The organism is Marinicauda salina, from assembly GCF_003122085.1.
Classification (GTDB): domain Bacteria; phylum Pseudomonadota; class Alphaproteobacteria; order Caulobacterales; family Maricaulaceae; genus Maricicauda_A; species Maricicauda_A salina.
Genome location: NZ_QEXV01000001.1, coordinates 72,411 through 94,442, shown reverse-complemented (window position 1 = coordinate 94,442; position 22,032 = coordinate 72,411). Strand labels below are relative to the sequence as shown.

Sequence of the window (22,032 nt, the reverse complement as noted above, 5' to 3'; positions counted from 1 at the left end):
CCGAAATACGCCTTACTGCCGACAATGCTCGCGCAACGGCGTCGCGCCGGGCTGCGTTGAGGACGAAGTGCGCTTGCTGCCAGTACCCCGCCTTTTCCAGGTCCTGATGGCCGTCCTGCGCCCGCTTCTGGCCGGCGCCGTGGTCGCGGCGTGGGCGGGCGGCGGCGTCGCGAACGCGGCTCCGCTCGCGCGCGTCGAGGGCGTCCAGGACGCCGAGCTTCGCGCCGGGATCGACCGCATCGTCGGCGAGGCGGAGGGCGCGCCTGAAAGCCGCTGGCGCGCCCGGGATCGTGCGCGCCGCGCCGCCGACCGGGTCCGCGCATACCTCGATTCCCAGGGCTATTACGCCGCGCTGGTGGACGCCCGCCTGGACGATGACGGCGCGCCGTTGGTGCGCGTGGACGCCGGCCGGCGCTTCACCTTCGAGATCGTCGACATCGCCTTCGACCAGCCGGACTCGCCAGCGAGCCGTCCCGGCGAGGAGATCGTCTCCGCGCTCGAACTGGCGCCCGGCGATCCCGTCGTTGCGCGCGACGTGATCGAGGCGCGCGGCCGGGTCGTCGGGCGGCTGCGCGACGGCGGATGGCCGTTCGCCGGGAGCGGTGAGGACGACATCGTCATTGATCACGAGACCTCGACCGCGTCGGCCGAGTTCCACTTCGAGACCGGGCCGTTCATCCGCTTCGGCGCGCCCCAGCGCGCTGGCGGCCTGGCGGACCTGCGCGACTCGTTCGTCGCCCGCCTCGCACCCTACGAGGTCGGCGAGCCGGCGAGCCAGGACGCGCTGCAGCGCTACAGCCAGCGCCTGCAGGCGCTGGAGAGCGTGCAGATCGCGGAAACGCGCATCGCTCCGGACGCGACCGGCGTGGAGCGCCCTGTCGACGTCCGCATGGAGCCGACGCCGAAGCACCGCATCGAGGCCGCCCTGCGCTGGTCGACGTCCGAGGGGTCGGGTCTCGACGGCGAGTGGGCGCGGCGCAACATGTTTCGCGGCGACGAGACGCTGACCGTCCACGGACGGGCGGCGACGCTCGGATACGGTCTGGGCGTCCGCCTCGACGTGCCCCACTGGCGGCGCTACGGCCAGACGCTGGACTTGCTCGCCGAAGCCGCCGCCGAGCGCACCGACGCCTTCGACCAGGACGTCGTGCGCCTGCGCGCCGGGGTCACGCGGCCGATCACCGATGTGATCGACGCTTCCGCGGCGGTGTCGTTCCAGACCGCCGACATTGACGACGCGGCCGGATCGCGGCTGCTGAATTCCGTGAACTTTCCCCTGTCGGCGGCCTATGACGATCGCGAGAACGTGCTCGATCCGCAGTCCGGCGTTTTCGCCGAGCTGCGCGTCACGCCCGGCGCGGCGTTCGGCGACGCCGACAGCCGCTATGTGCGCGCTGAGGCGGCGGTCCGCAGCTATATCCGGGTCTCGACCGACGTCGTCATCGCCGCGCGAGCGCGCGCGGGCTCGCTGTTCGGCGCCAAGGCCGAGGAGGTGCCGGTCGATCTGCGCTTCTTCTCCGGGGGCGGAGGCTCGGTGCGCGGCTACGAGTACCAGGCGCTCAGTCCGTTCCGGCTGGATGAGGATACCGGCGCGCTCGAACCGTTCGGCGGCCGCTCGGTGGTCGAGACCGGGCTGGAGGCGCGCTGGCGGCGCTCCGAGCGGCTGGGCTTCGTCGCCTTCGTCGACGGCGGCGCTGCGGCGGCCGACCGGACGCCGACGGTCGACGACCTGCGCTTCGGCGCGGGGCTCGGGGTTCGCTACTATCCCGGCTTCGGACCGCTGCGCGTCGACATCGCCACGCCGCTGGATCCGCGCGACGGCGACGATCCGGTCCATGTCTATATCAGCATCGGGCAGGCGTTCTGATGGCCGGGGCGAAGCGACATCCGCGCCGCTGGCTGCTCGTCGCCGCCTGGACGGCCGGCGTGCTGACCGCGCTCTTGGCGGCCGCGATCGGCGTCGCCTGGTTCATGCTGTCGGGCCAGACCGGGCGCACGCTCGTCGAGAACGCCGCCGACGGCCGCCGGGCCGGCGGCTACGGCGTGATCGAACTGTCCGATCTGTCCGGGAATCCGCTCGACCGCCTGACCATCGGCGAAATCACGCTGACTGACTCCGAAGGCGTCTGGCTGACGCTGGAGAACGTGACCGTCGACTGGTCGCCGCTGGCGCTGATCGGGCGTCGCCTCGCGCTCGAGGAAGTCACGGCCGATCGGCTCGCCGTAGCGCGCCGACCGGTTCAGGACGACTCGGCCTCCGAGAGCGGCGGCGGGCCCGGCCTGTCCGTCTCCCTGGAGCGGCTGGCCGTCGGGCGCCTCGAGCTCGGCGAGCCGGTGATCGGCGTCGCGGCGGAGCTGCGCCTCGAGGGCGGGCTCGCGAACGTCGACGGGGACTGGCGCGCCGAAGCCGTCGTCGAGCGCCTCGATGCGCCGGGCGACCGGCTGAGTTTCGAGGCGCGCCTGGGCGAAGAGATCGTCGTCGACGGTGATCTGGAAGCCGCGCCGGGCGGCGCGCTGGCGACGCTCATGCGCGCGCCGGAGGCGGGCCTGTCCGGCCGCTTCTCCGCGCAGGGAACCGAGCGCGACGGCGCCGGCGAGCTGGTCCTGGAAGCGGGCGAGACCGAGGCGCTCGCCGCGACGCTCGACTGGGCCGACGCGCGCGCCGTGATCGAGGGCGAGGCGCGGCCGGGCGCCTGGCCGGGGCTGGAGCGCATCGCCCGCGGGCTCGGCGGGCCGGCGACGTTCCGCGCCGAGGCGCCGCTGCGCGGCGGTGCGCTGCAACGCGTGCGCCTGGATGCGCTGGAGGCGGAGATCGACAGCCCCGGACTGGCGTTGCGCGCGCAGCGCACCGGATCGCGGACGATAACGCTCGAGGCGTCGCAGGCCGCCGGCCTCGTCGCCGTACTGTCGCGCGAGCGCGTGGTCGCCGAAACGCTCGCCGCCGACGGCGTGCTCTCACTCGACGGCCCGCCGCGCTTCGAGGGAAGCGTGCGCGCCGACGGCCTCGATCTCGGCTTCGCAAGCTTCGGCCGCGCTTCGGGACCGGTCACGCTCGAAGGCCCGATGGCGGCGCCCGTGATCGAGACCCGTCTCGAAACCGCCGGCGCGTCGGTCCGGTGGGCGTCGGTGGACGGCGCGCTGGGCGGCGACCCCTCCCTCGAGGCGGCGTTCGCCTGGAATCGCGCCGACAGCCGGCTCGAATTCGAAACGCTGCGCGTGGCCGGCGCGGCGGGGACCGCGACCGGCTCGGGCGCGGTCGATCTGGCGGCGCGGCGCTACGCGTTTCAGGCCTCGAGCCCGAACCTCGACTTCAGCCGGATCCGCGAGGCGTTCCGGGCGCGCGGTCCGGTCGAGGCCGAGCTGGCGGGCGATTTCTCCGGCGCGGTCGAGTTCGACGTGGAGGTCGCCTCGGCCGAGCTCGCCGAGGCGTGGAACGCCTGGATCGCCGACGGCGCCTCGGCGCGCGTCGCCGGCCGCTTCGCCCGCGGCGAGGGTTTGCAGCTAAGCACGCTTTTGGTGGACAGCGACGCCCTCACGGTCGACGCGCAGGGCGAACGCAGCGGCGGGGTGTGGAGCCTGGCCGGCGAGGCGGTCTGGTCGGGAGACGCCCCGGTCGCGGCGATGCGGCTGGAGGGCGCGGCGGCGGCCGCCTTCGAGGTCCGCTCATCCGAGCAGGGCGTGCGCGTGCGCGCCGAGATCGCCGCCGAGGAGGCCGGGGCGGGACCGGTGGTTCTCGCCGAGCCGCGCCTGCGGCTGGAGGGCGGCGGACCGCTCGACGCCTTCACCGGCGTGTTCCGGCTCGAAGGCGACGGCGAAGCGGGCGCGGTCGATCTCGCCGGCGATTTCGTCCGCCGCGGCGACGCTGTCGAACTCGAGCAGCTGGAGGGTCGGTTCGGCGGATTCTCCGTCGAGGGTCGCGCCGGCGCCGGGCCGGGCGCGCTCGACGCCCGGCTGACGCTGATTCCGCTCAACGGCTTCGGCTCCTTCGACGTGCGCGCCGAACTCGCCGAGGGCGTCCTCGATGCGCGCGTGCGCGGCCGCGACATGGTGCGCGCCGACATGGTCTATCTCGACACGCTGACGGCCACTGCGCAGGGCCCGCTCGAGCAGGTCGCGCTCGGTCTCGAGCTGGACGGCGCCTATGGCGCGAGCCTGAGGTTGACGGGCGAAGGCGAGGCGCGCCTCGCCCGCGGCCCGTTCGACCTGTCGATGTCGCTTTCGGGGCGCTATGGCCGGGTCGACGTCGCCACGATCGAGCCCATGAGGCTGTCCGGCGGCGAAGGGTTCGACGGCGCGCTGGCGCTCGCCGTCGGCGACGGCGAACTGCGCGCCGGGCTGGAGCAGGCCGGAGGCGAGCTCGGCTTCGACCTCGCCGCGCGCGACGTGCCGACGGCGCTGATCTCCATGCGCCGCGGCCGCGCCCCGACGCAGGGAACCCTGTCGGCGGACCTGGCGCTTGATCGCGACCGCGACGGCGTCTGGACGGGGAGCGCGGAGATCGCGGGGCATGACCTGGCGCCGGCCGAGATCGCGGACGCCGCCGCCGTCGACGGCGCCGTCCGCGCGACGCTCGATCGCGAGGCGCTGGTCATCGAGGCGACGGCGGCCGGCGCCGAGCTGGACGCCCGGGCCGAGGCGCGCGCGGAGACCGGACCGGTGCGCGGCGCAGCCGACATTCTCGCCGGGACGGTCGGCCTGTCGGGCTCGGGCCGCATCACCGGCGAGATCGCCACGCTCGCCGCCTTCCATATCGGCGAGGGCCGTACGCTCGCCGGCGATGTCGAGGGCGGTTTCACGCTCGCCGGGACGGTCGGCGCGCCGGATCTCTCCGGCGACCTGTCGCTGAGCGGGGGCCGGTTCCGGGATGCGCTGTCCGGACTTTCGCTCGAAGCGCTGACGGCGCGGGCGCGCTTCGAAAGCGACCGGCTGATCGTCAGCGAGTTGAGCGCGAGCGACGGGGCGGACGGGCGGCTCACCGGTTCGGGCCGGGTCGACCTCGCCGGCGACGGGGTCTCGGCGTCCGCCGATCTCGCCTTCGAGACCTTCCGTCTCGTCGCGCGCGACGAGGCCGACGTGACGGGGACCGGCGAGGCCGGGATCACCTACGCCGAAAACCGGGTTTCGGTCACGGGAGAGACGCGGATCGAGCGCGCGGAGATCCGGCCGCCCGAGGCCCGCCGCGAGCCGATCCCGATGATCGAGGTGCGCGAGATCAACCTGCCCGGCCAGCCGAACGGCCGCCGGGTCCGGCGCGGCGGTCCGGTCGTGGCGCTCGACTACGACGTCGCCGCACCGGCGCGCGTCTTCGTGCGCGGGCCCTCCTTCGACACCGAGTGGGGGCTCGACGTTCACATCGGAGGGACGCTGGACGCGCTCGATCTCGAGGGCGCGGCGACGCTGCAGCGCGGCCGCGCGAGCCTGCTCGGCCGGCCGTTCACGCTGGCGCGGGGACGGGTCGTCTTCAACGGTCCGCCCGAGGCCGCGACGCTCGATATCGAGGCGGTGCGCGAGGCGCGCGAAATCACGGCGCGGATCGTCGTCTCCGGGACGCCGCAGGCGCCGCGGATCCGGCTCACCTCGACGCCGGCTCTGCCCGAGGACGAGGTCGCCTCCCGGCTCCTGTTCGACCAGGGGGCGGGCTCGCTGTCGGGTGTCCAGGCCGCCCAGCTCGCCGGCGCGCTCGCCAGCCTGACGGGGGCGGGCTTCGACCCGATCGGCGCGGTGCGCGCGGCGACCGGGCTCGATCAGCTGAGCGTCACCACAGGCCGAACCGGCGAGACGGTGGTCTCCGGCGGGCGCTATCTGGCCGAGGACGTCTATCTCGAGCTTGAGACCGCCGGCGGTTCGGCGGCCCCGACGACGCGCATCGAGTGGTCGCTCACCAACCGCCTGACCCTGCTGTCGCGCCTGTCCGGCCTGGGCGAGGCCGACGTCGCGCTGAGCTGGCGGATGGAATACGACTGATCCGTCGGAACGGCGGCTCCCGCCGCCGCGGCGCGCCTTCACCCCCTTGCCTGCCGCGGAAAGGCGCCCTACATCCAGACCGTCCAGACGGTATAGATGCAGTGCAGCAAACGATGGCCGACGCCGCCCCAGACAAGGAGCGCTCCACGCGCGACCGGATCCTCGACGCCGCCGAGGCGATCGTCGAACGCGAGGGCGCGCGTCGGCTGACCATCGACGCCGTGGTCCGGGAGAGCGGGCTTTCGAAGGGCGGGGTGCTCTACCACTTCGCCTCCAAGCTCGCCCTGGTCGAAGGCATGGTCCAGCGCCTGGTCGCGACCGTGGAGGCCGACCTCGCCGCGGCTCGTGCGGACGCGGAGGCGAAGGACGAACCCGTCCTGCCGGCCGTCATTCACGTGGTCCTGCATCACCGCAAGCAGAACTCCCGGGTCTCGATGGGCGTGCTCGCCGCCGCCGCCGAGAATCCCGAACTGCTCGACCCGGTGCGTGATTTCCTCACGCGGATCCGGCAGCAGATCCTGGATCAGGCCGCCGACCCCGATCTCGCGCGGATCGTCCTGCTCGCCGCCGACGGGCTGCACTTCGCCGACATTCTCGGCCTCGATTTTCTCACGCCCGACGACCGCTCCGCTGTGGAGGCGCGCCTCGTCCGGCTGGTCTCGGAGAGTTGCCGATGACGCCTTGGAGATGGCTCGTCGCCCCGCTGGTTCTCGCGCTCGCGGCCTGTTCGGCCGAGACCGCCGAGACGGACTCGCGCGTGCGCGCGGCGCGGATCGAGATGGTCAGCGCGGCCGACGCGCCGGTCCGGCGCGACTTCGTCGGCCGGGTCGAGGCCCGCCTGACGGTGGACCTGGCTTTCCAGGTCGGCGGCAGGCTGGCGAATTTCCCGATTTCAGAGGGCGAAATCCTCGAGGAGGGCGCACTGGTCGCCCGGCTCGAGACGCAGGACTTCGAGCGCGCCCTGCGCGAGGCGCGGGTGCAGCTCCAGCAGGCGACGCAGAATCTCGACCGGACCCGGACGCTGCATGAACGCGGCATCGCCTCCGAGGCGGCGCTGGAGGAAGCCCAGACCGCCCACGACCTGCGCGCCGTGGCGCTCGACAACGCCCGCCAGAATCTCGCCTACGCGACCGTCGAGGCGCCGTTCGAGGGGTTGGTGGCGCGCCGGCTGGTCGACAATTTCACGACCGTCGCGCCGGGCCAGCCGGTCGCGCGGCTGCAGGACGTCTCCGAGCTGCGGGTCGCGATTTCGGTGCCCGAGAGCCTGATCGCCACGATCGACCAGAACGCGGCGCGCGTCGTCGAGGCGCGTTTCCCCTTCCTGCCCGGGCGCAGCTTCCCGCTCGAATACCGCGAGCTGATCTCCGAGCCGGACCAGGCCTCGCAGACCTATCGCGTGATCTTCGCCCTGCCCGACGACATTCCCGCCAACGTGCTGCCGGGCATGACCGCCAGCGTCAGCGTCACGATCGATCCCAGCGGCGATCCGGCGCTGGCGGGGGTTCGCGCGCCGGTGTCCGCGCTCGCGGCGACGCCCGACGGCGGCTTCCGGGTCTGGGTGTACGATCCGGCGACGGGCGAGGTGAGCCCGCGCGCGGTGACGACCGGCGCCGTCTCCGGCGACAGCGTGCTCGTCGCCGAAGGTTTGACGCCGGGCGAGCGCATCGTCACGGCTGGCGTCAATGCGCTCCACGAAGGCATGCGCGTCCGTCCGCTCGACGCGACGGCGCGCTACGACGGCGAAGGATAGGGGCGCGGCGATGGCGGGGGAGACCGACGCTCCGGCGCGCTCCGGCCTGGGCGTGAACGCGGCCCGGATCTCGATCGAGAAGCCGGTCGTGACCTGGCTCATCATTCTGTTCTGCGTGATCGGCGGGCTGTGGGGCTTCAATACGGTGGGCCGGCTCGAGGACCCCGCCTTCACGATCAAGGAGGCGGTCGTGTTCACGACCTATCCCGGCGCCAGCGCCGAGGAGGTCGAGAACGAGGTCACCGAGCGGCTCGAAACCGCGATCCAGCAGATGTCCCAGCTCGAGGCGCTGGAGTCCGAGAGCGCGCCGGGAATCTCCGAGATCCATGTCGAGGTGCGAGACGAGTTCGACGGCGCCGAGCTGCCCCAGGTCTGGGACGAGCTGAGGAACCGGGTCGCCGACGCCGCGCCGCGTCTGCCGCCCGGGGCGGGCGAACCGCTGGTCTACGACGATTTCGGCGACGTCTACGGCATCCTCTACGCCGTCACCGCGCCGGGCTATTCCGACGCCGAGATCCGAGATTTCGCGGAGTTTCTGAGACGCGAACTGCTCGCGGTCGAGGGAGTCGCCAAGGTCGAGCTCGCCGGCGTGCCCGAGGAGCGCGTCTATATCGAGATCCCCCAGGAGAATCTCGCCCGGCTGGGCCTGCCGGTTCAGGGCGTGCTGTCGGCGGTGTCGAACGAGAACGCCGTCGTCGACGCCGGCGAGACGCCGGCCGGCGACCGGCTTCTGCGCATCGACATGCCCCAGGGCGCGGGCGGCGTGGCGGGCCTGCAATCGCTGCTGATCTCGCCGCGGGACGCGGGCCGGACTCTGCGCCTGTCCGACATCGCCAATGTGTACCGGGACGAGCGCGAGCGCGCCGACGCCTATATCTATCACGACGGCGCGCCGGCCTTCACGCTGGGCGTTTCCGGGCTCGCCGATGTCAATATCGTCGATGTCGGCGAGGCGGTGGAGGCGCGGCTCGCCGCGCTCGAGGCCGACCTGCCCGTCGGCGTCGAACTCACGCCGATCTACGAGCAGCACGTCGTCGTCGACGAGGCGATCGACGGCTTCCTGCTCAACCTGGCGCTCGCCCTGGCGATCGTGATCGGCGTGCTGTGCGTGTTCATGGGCTGGCGCGCCGGGCTCACCGTCGGCGCCGTGCTGCTGCTCACCGTCGCCGGCACTGTCTTCTTCATGTCGGTCTTCGACCTGACCATGCAGCGCATCTCGCTCGGCGCGCTGATCATCGCCATGGGCATGCTCGTCGACAACGCGATCGTGGTCACCGAGAGCATGCAGATCTCGGTGCAGACCGGCGAGCGCCGCCAGATCGCCGCCGAGAAGGCCGTCGCCTCCACCCAGTGGCCGCTGCTCGGCGCGACCGTCATCGGCATCATGGCCTTCTCCGGCATCGGCCTGTCGCCGGACTCGACGGGCGAGTTCCTGTTCTCGCTGTTCGCCGTGATCGGAATCTCGCTGATGCTGAGCTGGGCGCTCGCCATCACGGTGGCGCCGATGATCGCCCACTATCTGTTCAAGTCGGAAAAGGGGATGAACCCCGACCCGTACGGCAAGGGCGTCTACACCTGGTATCGCCGCGTCCTGGTGACGGCGCTCAAGCGCCGCTGGATGACGCTGGCCGCGCTGATCGCGATCACGATCGCCAGCGTCTGGGGCTTCGGCTACGTCAAGAACGCCTTCTTCCCCAACTCGAACACGCCGCTCTTCTACGTCAACATCTCCGAGCCGCAGGGAACCGACATCCTCGCCACCGACGAGACGGTGCGCGACATCGCCGATTTCGCCCGCGCCCAGCCCGAGGCCGAAGCGGTGAGCGCCTTCGTGGGACGCGGCGCCACGCGGTTCATGCTGACCTACGTGTCGGAGCAGCCGAACCCGGCCTACGGCCAGCTGGTCGTGCGCACCGCGCGGCGCGACGCCATTCCGGCGCTCGCCGAGCGCATTCTCGGCTATGTCGAGGACACCCATCCCGATGTCGAGGCGCGCGCCGAGCGCATCGTGTTCGGTCCGCCGTCCGGCGCCCAGCTCGAGGCGCGCTTCTCCGGCCCCGACGCCGACATGCTGCGCCGGCTGGGCGAGGAGGCGCTGGCCCGGCTTCGCGAGTCCGGAAATGTTCGCGACCTGCGCACGGACTGGCGCAATCGCGAGGCCGTGCTCAGCCCCCAGGTGCAGACCGAGCGGGCCCGCTCGATCGGGGTGACGCGCGAGGATATCGGCGACGCGCTGCGCTTCGCCACCGAGGGCGTGACCGTCGGCGTCTTCCGCGAGGGCGACAACCTGATTCCGATCGTCGCCCGCGCGCCGACGGAGGAGCGCCTGGAGGCGGAATCGCTGTCGGATCGCCTGATCTGGAGCCCGGCCCAGAACGCCTACGTGCCGATGAACCAGGTGGTCGAGGGCTTCGAGCTCGTCGCGCGCGACACGCTGATCCAGCGCCGCGACCGGGTGCGCACGCTCACCGTTCAGGCCAACCCGCCCGAGGGCGAGACCGCGGCGTCGGCCTTCGAGCGCTTCTCGGCGATCGTCGAGGACATCGAGCTGCCGCGCGGCTACGCGCTGGAATGGGGCGGCGAGCACGAGGCCCAGGCCGAGGCGCAGAGCTCGCTGGCCGCGCAGCTGCCTCTGGGCTTCCTGGTCATGCTCGTGATCAGCTTCCTGCTGTTCCAGACCGTGCGCCAGCCGCTGATCATCTGGGCGATCGTGCCGATGTCGATCTGCGGAGTGACGGTCGGCCTGCTGATCACCGACACGGCGTTCTCCTTCACCGCGCTGCTCGGCTTCCTGTCGTTGTCGGGCATGCTGATCAAGAACGCCATCGTGCTCGTCGACGAGGTCGACCAGCGCGTCGCGCGCGGCGACGAGGCGTTCGCCGCCGTGCGCGACGGCTCCGTCAGCCGTCTCCGGCCCGTGGCGCTGGCCGCCGGGACCACGATCCTGGGCATGTCGCCGCTCGTCTTCGACGCCTTCTTCGCGGGGATGGCGGTGACGATCATCGGCGGGCTGGCGTTCGCCACCGTGCTCACCCTGATCGCCGCGCCGGTGCTCTATGCGGTCTTCTTCCGCATCGAGCGGCCCGCGAAAGGTTAATTGCGCCGTAACGAATTTCGCGTTGTCCTCTTCGAAAGCGGAAGGGACGGGGCGATTCGCTCCGCAGACGCATCGATGCAGGCCGCCGACCCCGACACCCTCGCGCTCGACCCCGGCGAACGCGCCTGGCGGCTCGAGCTCGACCCGCCGGCGGAAGCCGCCTCCGCCGGCATGGCGGAACGGATCGGACAGTTCGCGACCCTGTTTCTTGAATCCGGCGACGTCGCCGGGCGCTTCGCGCCATCGGGCCCGCTCGCCTTCACCCTCGTCGCCGACGACGGGGCGGAGGCCGAGCTTGAGGCCCTGCGCGCCGGCCTGGCCGGGCGTCTGGCTGAAGCCGGCCTGGTGATCGAGGCCCGTCTCGCCGCGGTCGGCGACGGCGCCGAGGCGCTCCCGGACGACGACGGCGTCGAGCACCTGACGGAGGCGCCGACGGGCGGAGACCCGGTCGAGGCGCGCGCCTCGGCGCTGGCCGCCGAACTCGCCGCCTTCCGCGAGGAGATGCGCGCGATCGCGCACGGCATCCAGACCGCCGGCGCCGGCGACGACGGCGGGCTCGCGCGCTTCCGCGAGGAGCTCGAATCGGTCGCTGGCTCCATGGGCCAGCGCGTGGATGGCGCCGCCCAGCGCATCGAATCGGCGACGGATTCGGTGTGCGCGCGGCTCGAGGGCGTCCCCGACGCGGCGCGTCTCGACGCCGTCATCGAGCGCTCCGAGGCCCAGGCGGCCCTGTTCGAGACGGCCATGCGCGAAGCGCTGACCGCCTTGCAGGGCGCATGCGCGGCCATGCGCGAGCCGGACGCCGCCGCGTCCGACGGGGCTGCGGTCGAGGCCGGCTGAGCCGGTTAACGCTGTTCATGAACGAAAGTTAATGTTAGCGTCGCCCTCGGCAGTCTGGGGAGACGCTCATGAAGCCGCTTGCGATTCTCGCCCTGTGTTCGGCGCTCGGAATCGCTTGGGCGCAGTCTCCGTCCGCCTGGCGGACGGCGCTCGCCGAGCGGCTGTGTCCAGTCGAGGAGGTCGGGCCCGGCGTCGCGCAGGGCTTCGATCTCCTCGCGCGGCTTCTCTCGACGGATTCCCCTGACGTGCGCGGCGTCTGAGCCGCGGCTCGCGACGGGCTAGAACAGGGCGGTTCCCGCCGGCGCTAGCTGCTGCAGCGTCCAGATCAGCGCGATCCCGAAACCGAGGAACGGGCCGAAGGCCATGGCGCTGTCGCCGCGGATCTCGCGGCGTGTGACCAGGCCGACGACGAGGACATGCATGAGCGCGGCGAGGCTCGCCGCCAGAAGCACCAGCGGCAGGGCGATCGCGCCGCACCAGGCGCCGCCGGCGGCGAGCAGCTTGGCGTCGCCGCGGCCCAGTCCCGGCCGGCCGCGCAGCTTCTGATAGCCGACCTCGACGAGCACCAGCCCGGCATAGCCGATCAGCGCGCCGAACGCGTGCAGCGTGAGCGGCTCGCCAAGCGTGTGCGCGGCGACCAGGCCCAGCGCGATCAGGGGCAGGGTGAGCGCGTCGGGGAGGCGCAGCGTGCGCGCGTCGATGACGCTCAGCACGACCAGGCCGACGTAGAGCGCGCCGCCGAATGCGATGACCGGATCGATCTCCATGACCGCGTTATGGCCGGGTTCGCGCCGCCGGGGCAAACCGCGCGGCTTGACTCTTCCCGTCGATAGAACAAAAGTAGAACACGTGTTCCAGCGGATCAGGGAGGCGGACATGGACCGGTCGCGCGCCGGCGCCGAGCAAAGCGCTCGCGTCGCGAAACCCGCCCGGCTGGCGGCGCTGAAACGGCGCATCGCCGCGCTGGAGGGCGGGGAGACGCGCACGGTCGAGGCCGCCCGCGCCGGCTTCGCCTCGTCGCGTCCGGCCGCGGCGAATGGCGACGATCTCGATCGCTTCCGCGCCATGGCCGGTCTGCACGACTTGCGTCCGGCGCGCTATCTCGACGCGCCTTCGGCCTACGCCTTCGCCGCGTCCTGGCTCGCCGCGCTGCCCGACGACCGGGCGATCGTGTGGGTGCGCGCCGCCGGCGATCCCCGGCTCGATTTCGGCGCGCCCTGTCCCGACGGGCTGAAGCGGCGCGGCGTCGATCCCGCCCGGCTTCTCCAGGTTCGCGCCCGCCCCGGCGCCGAGGCGCTGTGGGCGATGGAGACGGCGCTGTCCGCCGGCGCGCTCGTGCTCGGCGAGGCCGGCCGCGACCCCGCCTACGATCTGACCGCCTCGCGGCGCCTGCACCGGGCCGCCCGGGCGGCCGGCGTCGCCGCGCTCGTCGTGCGCGCCCACGACGCCGATGGACCGAGCGCGGCGCTCACCCGCTGGACGATCCGCCCCGAACTCGCGCCGGCCGCGGCCTGGACGGGCGCGGGCGGGCTATCCGGCCTTGGCCCGATCCGCGTGCGCGCCGAGCTGGAGCGCGCCCGCGGCGGCCCGCCGCGAAGCTTCGAACTGGAATGGAGCGAGGATGCGCTTCGCCGCTCTCAGCCTGCCCCGCTGGCCGACCGATCGGCTGATCGGCCGCGTCGCCGCGCCGGCTAGGACGCCGCCGCCGTCGCGGTCTCGCGCGCGGGCAAGAGACGCAGCGCCAGCGCGCCCGCGCGCAGCAGGTCCGGCTCGGGGCGACGCGCGTGGCTCGACAGGCAGGCCTCGGCGAGCTTGATCGCGTGATCGTCGCCGTGACGGACGGCCGCTTCGGCGAGCGCGTCCGGCGCCGGGACCGCGAGATCGGCCGCGGCCTCGCCGTCGGCGGGCAGGAAGACCGCCTTCAGCGCGCACCCCGTCCGCCAGGCGCCGGAAAGCAGCGCGCGGCCCGTCGCCTCGCCGGTCAGGGGCAGCAGGTTGCGCGCCGCCGCCGCGCCGGTCACGGCGTGCGTGAACACGACCGCGCCATAGGCGTCGCGGGCGGCGTCGAGGAACAGCCGCGCGAAGGCCAGGACGAGGGCGTCGGCGATCGCGTCGGCGTCGCCGGACAGATCGGCGCGCGCCGTCTCGGCGGCGAAGTCCCGCGCCCGGGCCAGTCGGGCGAGCCCGCCGGTGATCGAACCGCCGGTCGGGCGCAGCTCGGCCGCGATTGGCGTGACGGCGCCCAGCGCCGGCTCCGGATCGAGGTCGCCGCATTCGGCTCCGGCCTCGACCGGCAGTTCTGCGTAGCTCGCCGCCCAGGCCGCGAGCGCGTCGGCGAGTTCGTCGAGGCGGGGCGCCGTCGCCTCCGCCGCCAGCGCGCGGGCGGCGTGGGCGGTGCGCAATACGCCGTGCACGGCGGCCGCGCCATAGCCCGGCGCCAGGCGCTGCGCCCACAGATCGAGCGCCGCCCGCCAGCTCCGCTCCGCGATCTCGGCGCGGAAGAAGACCGCCCAGTCCTCGAAGCGCTCGCGCGCGCCGAGCGTCTCGCGCCAGTGCGCCGGATCGATCGGATCTTGCGCGGACGGGCGGGGCTGGAAGCCGGCCCGTTCGGCCTCGATCCAGGCGAGGGCGTCGCCGCCGCGGCCCATGGCGGCGAGCGCCTCGACCACCATCGGCGCGTGGTTGAAGAGGCCGTTGGCCAGGCTCGGTCCATAGGGGCGCAGGATCTCGAGCGCTCGGTCGTGCAGGGCGTAAGGGTCGGTCATGGTCGCTTCCTCGGCGGCGTGTCGGAACGGCCTCGCCTCCGACTGTCGCGGCGGGAGCGGGGCGATGAACTTGGCGACCCTAGTTCCTCAAGTTAACTTGAGGTCAAGCTCCAATCCGGAGGGCGGCGCATGACCAAGCGCATGACGGATCTGCTGGCCATCGGCGAGCTCGCCCGGCGCACCGGCCTGTCGGTCTCGGCGATCCGGTTCTACGAGTCCCAGGGTCTGGTCTCGGCGATGCGCAATCGCGGCGGCCAGCGTCGCTTCCCGCGCTCCGACATCCGCCGGCTGTCCTTCATCCTGATCGCCCAGCAGCTCGGCCTCACGATCGCCGAGATCCGCGACGTGCTGTCCGATCTGCCCGAGGCGCGCACGCCGGACCGGGCGGACTGGGCGAAGATCTCCGCGGCGATCCGGACGCGGATTGAGGCGCGCATCGCGGAGCTGACGCGCATGCGCGATCATCTCGACGGCTGCATCGGCTGCGGCTGTCTCTCGCTCGACGTCTGCGCGCTCTACAACCCCGAGGACCGGGTGGCGCGCAAGGGGCCGGGCCCGCGCATCCTGCTGGGGGAATGAGACGGCGCCGGGGATCGGTTGACTCCGGGTCCGGGCGAGAACAAAGATAGAACATCTTTTCCCGATCTTCCGCCGCTGGACGCCCTGTCCGGAGGGCGCGAGGCCTGGCGGCCCCGGCCTTGTCCGTCCGCGCGGGAGGTCCCGGGCCGAATGGAGCGAGGATGCGCTTCGCCGCTCTCAGCCTGCCCCGCTGGCCGACCGACCGGCTGATCGCGCGCGCCGCCGCGCCGGCTGACGATGCCGACGCGCCCTTCGTGCTGACGCTCGCCGGTGCGGGGGGCGAGCGGCTGCATGCGCTCACCCCGGCCGCCGAGGCCGCCGGGCTGACGCGCGGCATGGGCGTGGCCGACGCGCGCGCCCTGGCCCCGAAACTGCGCGCCAGGCCCGCCGACCCGGACGCCGACCGCGCCGCGCTCGTCCGGCTGGCGCGCTGGTGCGGACGGGTCTCGCCCTGGACGGCGGCCGATCCCGGCGACCCCGGACTCGACGGCGTGCTGCTCGACATCACCGGCTGCGCGGGCGTGTTCGGCGGCGAGGATCGTCTGCTCGAACAGCTCGTGACCGAGACCCGCGCGCTGGGGCTCGAGGCGTCCGCGGCCGCCGCGCCGACGATCGGGCTGGCCTGGGCGCTGGCGCGCATCGAGGCCCCGGCGTCGCAAACGGGCTGGACGGCGGCCGACGACGTTCATGGCGTGCTGGAAGCCCTGCCCGTCGAGGCGCTGCGCATCGGGACGACCGCGGCGAGACTGAAACGCTTCGGGCTCAAGCGCGTCGGCGATCTGCTGACCCGGCCGCGCGCAGATCTGGCGAAACGCTTCGGGACGGAGCTCCTGCGCCGGCTCGACCAGGCCGCGGGCGTCGAGCGCGAAAGCCTCGACCCGCTGCAGCCGGCCGCGAGCCTGCGGGCCCGGGCCCGCTTCGCCGAGGCGCGCACGACGCTCGACGGGATCAAGGCGGGCGCCGAAACCGCGATCGAGCGGCTGTGCCGGGACCTCGCCGCCGAGGGGCTGGGCGCGCGCCGGGTGCGGATGACGCTCTACCGCGTCGACGGGGCGGCGCGCGATCTCGTCGTCGGCGCGGCCGCGCCGAGCCGGGACGCGGCCCATCTCGCTCGGCTCGTCAACGAACGCCTCGACCGCGCCGAAATCGATATCGGCTTCGGCGTCGATCTGATCGAGGCCGCCGCCGCGCTCGCCGAGCCTCTGCGCGCGGTCCAGTCCGACCTCGCCGGGGAGGCCGCCGCCGGGACCGATCTCGCCCGCCTGATCGACCGGCTGTCGGCGCGGCTGGGCGAGACCGCCGTCCTGCGCGCGACGGCCGAAGACAGCCACGTCCCCGAACGCGCCGGGCGCTGGACGCGCGCGTCCGGAAACCCCGCGCCGTCCTGGCCGGAGCGGCCCGAGCGCCGGCCCTTGCTCGTCCTGGAGCGGCCCGAGCCCGCCGAGGCGGTCGCCGAGATCCCCGACGGCCCGCCGCGGCGCTTCACCTGGCGGCGCGTGCGCCATCACGTCGCCCGCGCCGAGGGCCCCGAGCGCATCGCCCCGGAATGGTGGCGCGCCCCGCCGGGGTCGGGATCGGGGCGGACGCGCGACTATTTCCGCCTCGAAACCGACGAAGGCCGGCGCTTCTGGCTGTTCCGCGACGGGCTCTACGGCCGCGAGACCGACCGGCCGCGCTGGTTCGTGCACGGAGCGGGGTGATGGCCCGCTTCGCCGAACTCGCCGCCGCGACCAATTTCTCCTTCCTGCGCGGCGCCAGCCATCCGCACGAGATGGTCGACGCCGCCAGGGTGCTCGGCCTGTCGGCGATCGCGGTCGCCGACCGCAACACGCTCGCCGGGGTCGTGCGCGCCCATCTCGCCGCGAAACAGGCCGGCGTGAAGCTGCTCGTCGGCGCCCGCCTGGTCACCGTCGAAGGCGTCGAGTGCGTCTGCCTGCCGAAGAACCGGGCCGCCTACGGCGCGCTCTCGCGCCTGCTCACCGAAGCCAATTTCCGCGTCGAGGCCGGCGAGGGGCGCGTGACGCTGGCCGACGCCGCGGGGGCCGGGCCCGACCAGGTGCTCCTCGTCCTGCCGCCCGCCGAAGAAGACGCGGCCTGGATCCGGGATGTCGAAGCTTTTGTCGCGCGCGCCGAGAGTCCGGTCCATCTCGGCCTCGTTCGCCGCTTCGACGGGCGCGACGGCGAGCGGCTGGCGCGTCATGCAGCCCTCGCCGCGCGGCTGGGCGCCGCGACCGTCGCGACGAGCGACGCGCTCTATCACCATCCCGACCGCCGCGAACTCCAGGACGTGATCACCTGCATCCGCGAACATGTCCGCGTCGACCGGGCCGGCCGGCTGCTGGAGGCCAACGCCGAGCGGCATCTCAAGGCGCCCGCCGAGACGGCGCGCCTGTTCGCGGGCTACGCCGACGCCGTCGCGCGCGCGGCGGCTCTGGCCGACACGATCGATTTTTCCCTCGACGAGCTGGTCTACGAATATCCCGACGAGGTGATCGGCGCCGACGAGACGCCGATCCAGACGCTGCGCCGCCTGACCGCCGAGGGCGAGGCCCGCCGCTGGCCCGGCGGAACGCCGGACGCCGCGCGCGCGGCCATCGATCGCGAACTCGATCTCATCGAGGACCTCGACTACGCGCCCTATTTCCTGACCGTCCACGACCTCGTCCGCTTCGCCCGCTCGCGCGGAATCCTGTGCCAGGGCCGCGGCTCGGCGGCCAATTCCGCGGTCTGCTACGCCATCGGGATCACCGAGGTGGACCCGGCCAAGGTCGATCTCCTGTTCGAGCGCTTCGTCTCGGCCGAGCGCGGCGAGCCGCCCGATATCGACGTCGATTTCGAGCACCAGCGCCGCGAGGAGGTGATCCAGTACGTCTACGGGAAGTACGGCCGGCGCCGGGCGGGCATGACCGCGGTGGTGATCAGCTATCGCCCGCGCGGCGCCATCCGCGAGGTCGGCAAGGCGTTCGGCCTGTCCGGCGACGTCATCGCGGCGCTGTCGAAGACGATCTGGGGCTGGCGCGACGGGCTGACCGCCGGGACCATCCGCGACGAGCTCGGGCTCGATCCCGACAGCCCGGCGCTGGCGCGCACGCTCGCTCACGCGCAGGAACTGCTCGGCTTTCCCCGCCATCTCTCCCAGCATCCCGGCGGCTTCGTGATGACGCTCGGCCGGCTCGACGAGATCGTCCCGGTCCGCAAGGCGGCGATGCCCGAGCGCACCGCCATCGAGTGGGACAAGGAGGACATCGACGCGCTGGGCCTGATGAAGGTCGACGTGCTCGGGCTGGGGATGCTGACCTGCGTGGAGAAGGCGCTCTCGCTCATCGGCGAGCATTACGGCCGCGAACTCGACATGGCCGGCGTGCCCGAGGAGGACCCGGCCGTCTACGACATGATCTGCGCGGCCGACACGACCGGCGTTTTCCAGATCGAGAGCCGCGCCCAGATGTCGATGCTTCCGCGGCTGAAGCCGCGCTGCTTCTACGATCTCGTCATCGAGGTCGCGATCGTCCGCCCCGGCCCGATCCAGGGCGACATGGTCCATCCCTATCTCAGGCGCCGCGACGGGCTGGAGAAGGTCGCGTTTCCCTCCGAGGAGCTTCGCGCCGTGCTCGGCAAGACGCTCGGCGTGCCGCTCTTCCAGGAGCAGGCGATGAAGATCGCCATCGTCGCCGCGGGCTTCACGCCGTCCGAGGCCGACCGGCTGCGCCGCTCCATGGCCGCCTTCCGCCGGGCGGGAACCATCCAGGAGATGGGCGAGCGCCTGGTCAGGGGCATGATCGCCAACGGCTACGAACCCGACTTCGCCGAGCGCTGCTTCGCCCAGCTCGAGGGCTTCGGCGAGTACGGCTTCCCCGAGAGCCATGCGGCCAGCTTCGCGCTCATCGTCTACGTCTCCTGCTGGATCAAGCGCCACTATCCCGACGCCTTCCTGGCGGGCCTGCTCAACGCCCAGCCGATGGGCTTCTACGCGCCCGCCCAGCTGGTGCGCGACGCGCGCGAGCACGGCGTCGTCGTGCGCGCCCCTGACGTCAATCACTCCGACTGGGACACGACGCTCGAACCGCTCGCCGAAGGCGAGGTCCCGGCGCTTACCCCGGAGGGCGGCGGACGCTTCGCCGTCCGGCTGGGCCTCAGCCGGCTCAAGGGGCTGTCGGAAGTCGCCGCGGCGCGCCTCGTCGCCGCGCGCGCCGAGGGGGGCGCGTTCGACAGCGTCGAGGATCTCGGCCGGCGGGCGGGGCTGAAGCGCGCCGATCTTGACCGGCTGGCCAACGCCGACGCTTTCCGCTCGATCGATCTCGACCGCCGCGAGGCGGGCTGGCGCGCGCTCGCCCATGCCGGCCCCGACCTGCCGCTCTTCGCCGCGGCCGGCGAACGCGAGACGTCGGGCCGCGAGGCCGCCACCCTGCCGGCGATGGCCGAGGCCGAGCACGTCGCCGAGGACTATCGCGCGCTGTCGCTGTCGCTGAAGGCCCATCCCATGAGCTTCCTGCGGGGTCGTTTCGCCGAGCGCGGCTACCGGACCTGCGCGGAGCTGAAGGCCGCGAAGGACGGCGCGCGCGCGGCGATCGCCGGGCTGGTGCTGGTCCGCCAGCGCCCCGGCTCGGCGAAGGGCGTCGTCTTCGCCACGCTCGAGGACGAGACCGGCGCGGCCAATGTCATCATCTGGAGGAAGACCTTCACCCGCTTCCGCCGCGCCGTGATCGGGGCGAAGCTCCTGGGCGCGACCGGCCGGGTGCAGCGCCAGGGCGACGTCATCCATCTCGTCGCCGAGGGGCTGTTCGACTGCTCCGCCGCGCTGGCCGCGCTGACCGATCACGGCTTCGCCAACGCGCACGCCCGCGCCGACGAGATCGCGAAGGGAACGGAGGATCCGCGCATGAAGCCCGCCCGCACCGCGCGCGTCTTCGCGCCGGGGGCGGCCGACATCGTCCCGAGAAGCCGGGATTTTCATTGAGGAGGTATTGGGAAGCTGCGGCCTTCCCTCCCTCTCCACGGAGGGGGAGGGTGGCCCGGCCGCAGGCCGGGTCGGGTGGGGGGCTTCCTGAAACCCCGGCCGACCCCGGACTTGATCCGGGGGAGAGCCGGGGCCTCCCGGTTCCGGCGCCTTGTCGCGGCCCGGTCCCGGATCGCGCCTTCGGCGCGTCCGGGAATTCACACCCCCACCCCGCTCGCTGCGCTCGCGACCCTCCCCATCAAGGGGAGGGGGGGTATAGACATATCAGAAAAAAATTCGCAGAAGTTCGGTGAAAGGTAAGGAGGCGCTTTATAGCCCAACCAGTAGAAGGCCCGCATTAGAAAGAAATAGAATTGCCACTCCGACTGTCCCAAATATTATATTTTTAATTGCTATATCTATTGTGCGAAAACGCTGTATCTTATTAGCTCGCGTAACCGTTAAAGTAATAAATAATGCAACAGAGAATGCACTAAACGCGATCGTAATCATCGCATAAATCGAAATAAAAATAGGAAGCCATAAAGGAAGCATTTTTTCTGAAAAAAATGCAATTATCATATCATTTAATATTTTATATACAGAAAGCCCATTGGACTGAACAGTAAAAAATATTAAATAAATAATCGCGACACTCCAGTATACAAAATTAAAAACTAATTTTAATTGGTTTTTTTTAATTTTTTCATTTAAATAATTATTAATACCTTTTGCCCCCGCACCAAACGCAAATAGCGAAAAAATTGTAATGTGCCTCCAATTCTCTATAAATTCGATTCCATAATAATTATAAAGCAATTCTGATAATATTTCGACAGGGTAAAGTATTATTAGCGTAAATTGATTATAGTAATAAAACAGCAAATCAAAAATTTTTGACCAGCCCGACGTCATTCCCTCTTTTATAAGCGCTGAAATTGAAAGCACTGATAAAAAGAATCCAATGTAAGAAACAATGTTTTTTGCGTATTTGTTTTTTATAATCATTGCACAATCAAATTTATGGTATTTTGGCGAAAAGAACAGCAATTTGAGGGGTTACCCGACACGTCCCCTTGCTCGTCACCACGAAATCCGCCGGATGGAATGTGTGCTCGCGCAGGAGCGTCAGCACGCGCCGCTCGGCGAGCGGGCGGCCGGGTTCCATGAGGTCGAACACGAGGGTTTCCCGATCGGGATCGGTCTTGTCGCCATGAACGATCCCACGCGTCGGATCATAGCCCTCGGCGATCACCTGGAGGCGCGTGCGCGCTTCGAGGATGCCGTAGGCATAATTGAGCATGGCGTTGACCGGGTGCGTCGCCCGGCGATTGCTCGGCACCTTCTTGGCGCGCAGCGCCGACCGCGAGGCGTAGGTCAGCCAATCCTCCGGCACGGGATGCTGTTTGAGGCCTTTCCAGCGGATCGGCGATTCAGCCCAGGCGCGGAAATACGCCTTCGCGGCCTTGCCCTCTAACCCGATGAGATCGAACACGGTGCGCGGCGGCGCATCGTCCAGGGCTTTGAGTGCGGCTTCGGCGGTGCGCGCGGCGCGGTTTCTCGCCTCGCTCGACGGCATGTAGTCGGCGAGGTTTTCGAGCGTGGCTTCGATCTTGTCGCGGATGAGGGGGATGCCGAAAGCGACGCGTTCGGCTTCATTCGCCCGCACGGCGGCCTGCCAAGCGGCCTTGTCGGGATCGGCGGCGTAGGCGGGCTCGCCGACGACCGAGATCGCGCGGCCATCCCAGCGCAGACGGATGAGGGGGATATCCTGTTCGGCGAGCCAATCGATCGCGTCGAGGGTGATTTCGCCGGAGCCGTCCACGACGACGATACGCGGGGGGCGATCAAGCGCGCCCTTGAAGAAGCGATGCTCGCGGACTTCGGCGGGGTAGTGCGTATTGCCGTCGCGGATCGAGAGCGCGCCGCGATGGACGCGGATGGAAAGCCCCTGGCCGGTCAGAATGAGCGGATGCGCTTGACGTTCACGCCGCTTTCGGCGGGGAATGGATTCCTCATAGGCGCGAAGCCAATATCGGCACCGCGACGCCCAATCGTCGCCCGAAATCGGCGTGTCCACCGCCGAGAGATCATCTCTAAG

Annotated in this window: 15 protein-coding genes; 11 read left to right on the top strand and 4 right to left on the bottom strand. The window is 71.3% G+C overall.

Annotation, left to right across the window (positions count from 1 at the left end; translation table 11 throughout):
- Positions 1–73: 73 nt before the first annotated feature.
- The 7 genes from DDZ18_RS00350 (at position 74) to DDZ18_RS00320 (ending at position 11,911) form a co-directional block, all read left to right on the top strand.
- Complete coding sequence (locus DDZ18_RS00350; protein WP_146190572.1) at positions 74–1,867, top strand: autotransporter assembly complex protein TamA; 1,794 nt, start codon at positions 74–76, stop codon at positions 1,865–1,867.
- Positions 1,867–5,964, top strand: a complete 4,098-nt coding sequence (locus DDZ18_RS00345; protein WP_109251374.1) for a translocation/assembly module TamB domain-containing protein — start codon at positions 1,867–1,869, stop codon at positions 5,962–5,964. The genes DDZ18_RS00350 and DDZ18_RS00345 overlap by 1 nt, the downstream gene beginning before the upstream one ends.
- 113 nt (positions 5,965–6,077) lie before the next feature.
- The gene (locus tag DDZ18_RS00340) at positions 6,078–6,641 is read left to right on the top strand and encodes a TetR/AcrR family transcriptional regulator (RefSeq protein WP_109251373.1); all 564 of its coding nucleotides are present in this window, start codon (positions 6,078–6,080) and stop codon (positions 6,639–6,641) included.
- Positions 6,638–7,714: an efflux RND transporter periplasmic adaptor subunit gene (locus DDZ18_RS00335; protein ID WP_109251372.1), complete on the top strand. Its 1,077-nt coding sequence runs from the start codon at positions 6,638–6,640 to the stop codon at positions 7,712–7,714. The genes DDZ18_RS00340 and DDZ18_RS00335 overlap by 4 nt, the downstream gene beginning before the upstream one ends.
- Before the next feature lie 10 nt (positions 7,715–7,724).
- A complete protein-coding gene (locus DDZ18_RS00330) occupies positions 7,725–10,811 on the top strand; it encodes an efflux RND transporter permease subunit (protein ID WP_109251371.1) in 3,087 nt (1,028 codons plus the stop codon).
- Between the two features lie 75 nt (positions 10,812–10,886).
- Positions 10,887–11,651, top strand: a complete 765-nt coding sequence (locus tag DDZ18_RS00325) for a hypothetical protein (protein WP_109251370.1) — start codon at positions 10,887–10,889, stop codon at positions 11,649–11,651.
- A gap of 68 nt (positions 11,652–11,719) precedes the next feature.
- Positions 11,720–11,911 (top strand): hypothetical protein, encoded by a 192-nt coding sequence (locus DDZ18_RS00320; RefSeq protein WP_109251369.1) that lies wholly within the window; start codon positions 11,720–11,722, stop codon positions 11,909–11,911.
- An 18-nt stretch (positions 11,912–11,929) separates the two neighbouring features.
- Here DDZ18_RS00320 and DDZ18_RS13835 read toward each other — a convergent pair whose 3' ends face one another.
- Complete coding sequence (locus DDZ18_RS13835) at positions 11,930–12,418, bottom strand: prepilin peptidase (protein WP_158272019.1); 489 nt, start codon at positions 12,416–12,418, stop codon at positions 11,930–11,932.
- Positions 12,419–12,527: 109 nt separating this feature from the next.
- Here DDZ18_RS13835 and DDZ18_RS00310 point away from each other — a divergent pair, with 109 nt between their 5' ends.
- Positions 12,528–13,346: a hypothetical protein gene (locus DDZ18_RS00310; RefSeq protein WP_158272018.1), complete on the top strand. Its 819-nt coding sequence runs from the start codon at positions 12,528–12,530 to the stop codon at positions 13,344–13,346.
- Here the strand turns inward: DDZ18_RS00310 and DDZ18_RS00305 are convergent.
- The gene (locus DDZ18_RS00305) at positions 13,343–14,416 is read right to left on the bottom strand and encodes a questin oxidase family protein (RefSeq protein ID WP_109251366.1); all 1,074 of its coding nucleotides are present in this window, start codon (positions 14,414–14,416) and stop codon (positions 13,343–13,345) included. The two genes, DDZ18_RS00310 and DDZ18_RS00305, sit on opposite strands and share 4 nt — an antisense overlap.
- A gap of 129 nt (positions 14,417–14,545) precedes the next feature.
- Between DDZ18_RS00305 and soxR the strand changes: the two genes are divergently transcribed.
- The 3 genes from soxR to DDZ18_RS00290 all read left to right on the top strand — a co-directional run bounded on the left by soxR (position 14,546) and on the right by DDZ18_RS00290 (position 19,952).
- Positions 14,546–14,995: a redox-sensitive transcriptional activator SoxR gene (soxR, locus tag DDZ18_RS00300; protein WP_109251365.1), complete on the top strand. Its 450-nt coding sequence runs from the start codon at positions 14,546–14,548 to the stop codon at positions 14,993–14,995.
- Positions 14,996–15,156: 161 nt separating this feature from the next.
- Positions 15,157–16,695, top strand: a complete 1,539-nt coding sequence (locus DDZ18_RS00295; protein WP_109251364.1) for a Y-family DNA polymerase — start codon at positions 15,157–15,159, stop codon at positions 16,693–16,695.
- Positions 16,695–19,952, top strand: coding sequence for an error-prone DNA polymerase (locus DDZ18_RS00290; RefSeq protein ID WP_233245648.1), 3,258 nt, complete (start codon positions 16,695–16,697; stop codon positions 19,950–19,952). Before DDZ18_RS00295 ends, DDZ18_RS00290 begins: the two co-directional genes overlap by 1 nt.
- A gap of 309 nt (positions 19,953–20,261) precedes the next feature.
- On the opposite strand, the gene DDZ18_RS13620 is transcribed toward DDZ18_RS00290, so the two are convergent.
- Positions 20,262–20,939: a hypothetical protein gene (locus DDZ18_RS13620; RefSeq protein ID WP_146190571.1), complete on the bottom strand. Its 678-nt coding sequence runs from the start codon at positions 20,937–20,939 to the stop codon at positions 20,262–20,264.
- Positions 20,940–20,952: 13 nt separating this feature from the next.
- Positions 20,953–22,011, bottom strand: coding sequence for a CRISPR-associated endonuclease Cas1 (cas1, locus tag DDZ18_RS00285; protein WP_158272017.1), 1,059 nt, complete (start codon positions 22,009–22,011; stop codon positions 20,953–20,955).
- Positions 22,012–22,032: the final 21 nt, after the last annotated feature.